This window comes from Limosilactobacillus pontis DSM 8475, from assembly GCF_001435345.1.
Lineage (GTDB): Bacteria > Bacillota > Bacilli > Lactobacillales > Lactobacillaceae > Limosilactobacillus > Limosilactobacillus pontis.
Genome location: NZ_AZGO01000047.1, coordinates 4,485 through 8,669 on the forward strand (window position 1 = coordinate 4,485; position 4,185 = coordinate 8,669).

General features: G+C 53.0%; 3 protein-coding genes. All 3 read left to right on the forward strand.

What is annotated here, in order from left to right:
* Positions 1-26: 26 nt before the first annotated feature.
* The 3 genes from tpiA (at position 27) to ptsP (ending at position 4,045) form a co-directional block, all read left to right on the forward strand.
* Positions 27-779, forward strand: coding sequence for a triose-phosphate isomerase (tpiA, locus tag FD34_RS03815; RefSeq protein WP_057806926.1), 753 nt, complete (start codon positions 27-29; stop codon positions 777-779).
* A gap of 89 nt (positions 780-868) precedes the next feature.
* Positions 869-2,191 (forward strand): phosphopyruvate hydratase, encoded by a 1,323-nt coding sequence (gene eno, locus FD34_RS03820; protein WP_057806928.1) that lies wholly within the window; start codon positions 869-871, stop codon positions 2,189-2,191.
* A 126-nt stretch (positions 2,192-2,317) separates the two neighbouring features.
* Complete coding sequence (gene ptsP, locus FD34_RS03825; protein WP_057806930.1) at positions 2,318-4,045, forward strand: phosphoenolpyruvate--protein phosphotransferase; 1,728 nt, start codon at positions 2,318-2,320, stop codon at positions 4,043-4,045.
* Positions 4,046-4,185: the final 140 nt, after the last annotated feature.

Sequence of the window (4,185 nt, forward strand, 5' to 3'; positions counted from 1 at the left end):
TCTCTTTTTCAAAGGAGTGATGAGCGATGCGGGTCCCGATGATTGCGGGCAACTGGAAGATGAATAAGACGGTTGAGTCGGCGGTGGCCTTCGTCAACCAGGTTAAGGACCAACTCCCGCCGGCCAGGCAGCAGGAAACCGCCCTGGCGGCACCGACCCTGGCCCTGGTGTCGATGGTTAAGGCCGCGGCTGGTTCGCCCCTGAAGGTGATGGCGGAGAATTGCTATTATAAGGACAGTGGCGCCTTCACCGGGGAGACGAGTCCCAGGGCCCTTTATGCGGCGGGAATTCACCATGTCATCCTTGGCCACTCCGAGCGACGCAACTACTTCCATGAGACCGACGAGCTGATCAACAAGAAGGTTAAGGCCGCCCTGGATAACGGTCTTTGCCCAATTGTCTGCTGTGACGATACGATGGGGCGGCGAATTGCTTATGACCAAAAGATCCACTGGGTTGTCAACCGGATCCTGGCCGACGTTAAGGACCTAAGTGAGGCCGAGGTGGCGAAGGTCACGATTGCCTATGAACCAAACTGGGCGATTGGCACCGGCCAGAGTGCCGATCCGGACCAGGCTGAGGAAGGCTGCTATTTGATTCGACAGACCATCTCTGACATGTACGGTCAATCAGTCGCCGATGAGATTCGCATCCTCTATGGGGGTAGCGTTACAACTGAGAACGTTGGGGCGCTGATGGCCCAGCCGGATATTGACGGGGCCCTCGTCGGGGTTTCCAGTCTGGATCCGACTACCTTTTTACAAATCGTCAATCATTAATGGCGAAAAGCTTGTTTTTAGTTGTGCAAAATAATACAATATTACTTGTGGAATGTATCCAAATATAAGACAGAGGAGAGATTCATCAAATGTCACTTATTACAGATATTTATGCACGTGAAGTTCTCGATTCACGTGGTAACCCAACCGTTGAAGCTGAAGTTTACACTGAGGCTGGCGGTGTTGGCCGTGGAATTGTTCCTTCAGGTGCTTCAACTGGTGAACACGAAGCCGTTGAATTGCGTGACGGCGACAAGGACCGTTTCGGCGGTAAGGGCGTTCTGAAGGCTGTTTCAAACGTTAACAACATCATTGCTAAGGAAATCGTTGGCATGGAAGTCACTGACCAAATTGCCATCGACAAGGCAATGATCAAGCTGGACGGTACTCCAAACAAGGGTAAGCTTGGTGCTAACGCTATCCTGTCAGTTTCATTGGCTGCCGCACGTGCCGCTGCTGATGAACTGCAAGTTCCGCTTTACAACTACCTTGGTGGTTTCAACGCCCACGTTCTGCCAACGCCTATGATGAACGTTATCAACGGTGGGGCTCACTCCGATAACAAGGTTGACTTCCAAGAATTCATGATCATGCCAGTTGGTGCCCCAACTGTTCGTGAAGCCATTCGTTGGGGTTCAGAAACTTTCCACGCCCTGAAGAAGGAATTGGAAGCTGCTGGTAAGGTAACCTCTGTTGGTGACGAAGGTGGATTCGCTCCTGACTTTGCTAACAACGAAGAACCATTCGAATACTTGATCAAGGCCATCAAGGATGCCGGTTACAAGCCAGGTAAGGACATTGCCATCGCCTTTGACGTGGCTGCTTCCGAACTCTGGAACGACGAAGACAAGAAGTACAAGCTTCGTTGGTCAACTGGTGAAGAATTCTCCACTGAAGAATTCATCGACTACCTTGCTGGGATTATTGAAAAGTACCCAGTTGTATCTGTTGAAGACCCAATTGATGAAAACAACTGGGATGACTGGGTAACCCTTACCAAGAAGCTCGGTAAGAAGGTACAACTGGTTGGTGACGACTTCTTCGTAACCAACACCGACTACCTGAAGAAGGGTATCCGGATGGGTGCAGCTAACTCCATCCTGATCAAGCTTAACCAAATCGGTACTTTGACTGAAACTGTTGAAGCTATCGAAATGGCTAAGGAAGCCGGTTACACGGCCATCGTTTCTCACCGTTCTGGTGAAACCGAAGACACGACGATCGCTGACCTGGTTGTTGCTACTAACGCTGGCCAAATCAAGACTGGTTCCATGAGCCGGACTGACCGTCTTGCTAAGTACAACCAACTGATGCGGATCGAAGACCAACTTGGCGACGTTGCTCAATACAAGGGTATTCACTCATTCTACAACCTGAGTGAACAAGCTCGTCAAGACATCGAAAACCGTTAATTTACTGATGAATTAACGTCAAGGGCCCGTTCCTCCATGTGGGGAACGGGCCTTTTGTGTACCCAGAAATGGGTTATAATGCTAATAGGTAAATTATTCGGCTTGAGTTTATGAGGGGGAAATAGTATGCCAAAGGATATTCAGGGAATTGCGGCCAGTGACGGGGTAGGGATCGCCCCGGCCTACCTGCTGACGTCACCGGATCTGTCATTCAAACGGCGGCGGGTAGCGGATACTGACCAGGAGTACCGCCGGGTCAAAGAGGCCTTTACCGCTTCAATTGCCGACCTGCGACAGATCAAGGGAAACGCGCGGCAGCGGTTGAGTGACAAGGAACTGGATGTTTTCGACGCCCACATCACGATCCTTTCCGATCCGGAGATGTTGGGGCAGATCAAGAGTGAGATCGACACCCTCCAGGTCAATGCTGAGGAGGCCGTCAGCAAGGTAACCGGGAACTTTGCCAACATGCTGGCGGCAATGAAGGATAACCAGTACATGCAAGAGCGGGCAACCGATGTCCGGGATATTGCCAAGCGGACACTCAGCCACCTTTTGGGGAAGAAGCTGCCGAGCCTGGCCGCCATCACTCATCCGGTGGTTATCGTGGCCGATGAGCTGACCCCGTCTGACACTTCCCAGATGGACCCTAAGCTTATCAAGGGGATTGTAACCAACCGCGGTGGGCGGACCAGCCACGCGGCGATCATGTCCCGAACCCTCCGTATCCCGGCGGTAGTAGGGACCAATGACATCACCGCTAACGTCCAGAACGGCCAATTAATGGTTGTCGACGGCTTGAGCGGGACGGTAGTGGTGGACCCATCCGATGCCCAGGTTGATGCTTACCAGCGCAAGGCGGCTGGCTTCGATGAACGAACCGCCGAATGGGCCCGGTTGGTTGATGCACCATCGATTTCCAAGGACGGCCAGTGTTTTGAGATCACCGCCAATATCGGCACTCCCGACGATGTCAACGACGTGATCAAGCAGGGGGCTGAGGGGATCGGGCTCTTTCGCTCCGAGTTTCTCTACATGAACAGTGACCACCTACCAACCGAGGACGAGCAGTTTGAAGCCTATCGACGGGTGATCATCAATATGCAAGGGAAGCGGGTTGTGGTCCGGACCCTCGACATCGGCGGTGATAAGCCCCTGCCGTTTTTGCCCCTGCCCCGGGAGATGAACCCCTTCCTCGGTTACCGGGCAATCCGACTCTGCCTGGACCACCCCGAGATCTTCAAGCCCCAGCTCCGGGCCCTGATCCGAGCTTCTCAGTACGGGCCGCTTTCGATCATGTTTCCGATGATCGCAACGGTTCAGGAGCTGCGCCAGGCCAAGCAGATCTTCAACGAGTGCAAGGCTGAGCTCCAGGTTAAACAGCCGGGAATCGGTGATGATATTCGGTTGGGAATTATGATTGAGATCCCCCTGGCCGCTGTCAACGCCGGTAACCTGGCCAAGGAGGTTGACTTCTTCAGCATTGGGACCAATGACCTAATCCAGTACAGTTTCGCCGCTGACCGGGGAAGCGATGCGGTGTCCTACCTCTATCAGCCCCTCAATCCGGCCTTCTTGAGCCTGGTCAAGCACGTAATCGATGCTGCCCATAAGCATAAGATCACCGTGGCAATGTGTGGTGAAATGGCGGGTGATAAGTGGGCCCTACCGCTACTGATGGGGCTCGGATTGGATGTTTATTCGATGTCGGCTTCGACGGTGCTGCGAACACGGAGTATGATGAGCAAGCTCGATACCCGGGAATGCCGGCGGGTGGTAACAGACGCCATCAACAACTGTTCGACCGATCGCGACGTCAAGATGCTAGTCAAGAATAGCCTCAACATCAAATAGAGGCTGGGAACTTTGTACGGCTAGCCTAGGACGGAGGTTAACGCTGGAGACGTCGGCCTTCGTTCGTAGCTAGACGTTAAGGGTGCGCTTACGACGCGAAGCTAGCCTATTAGGTTTCCCGTAACTACATTGTAATATTC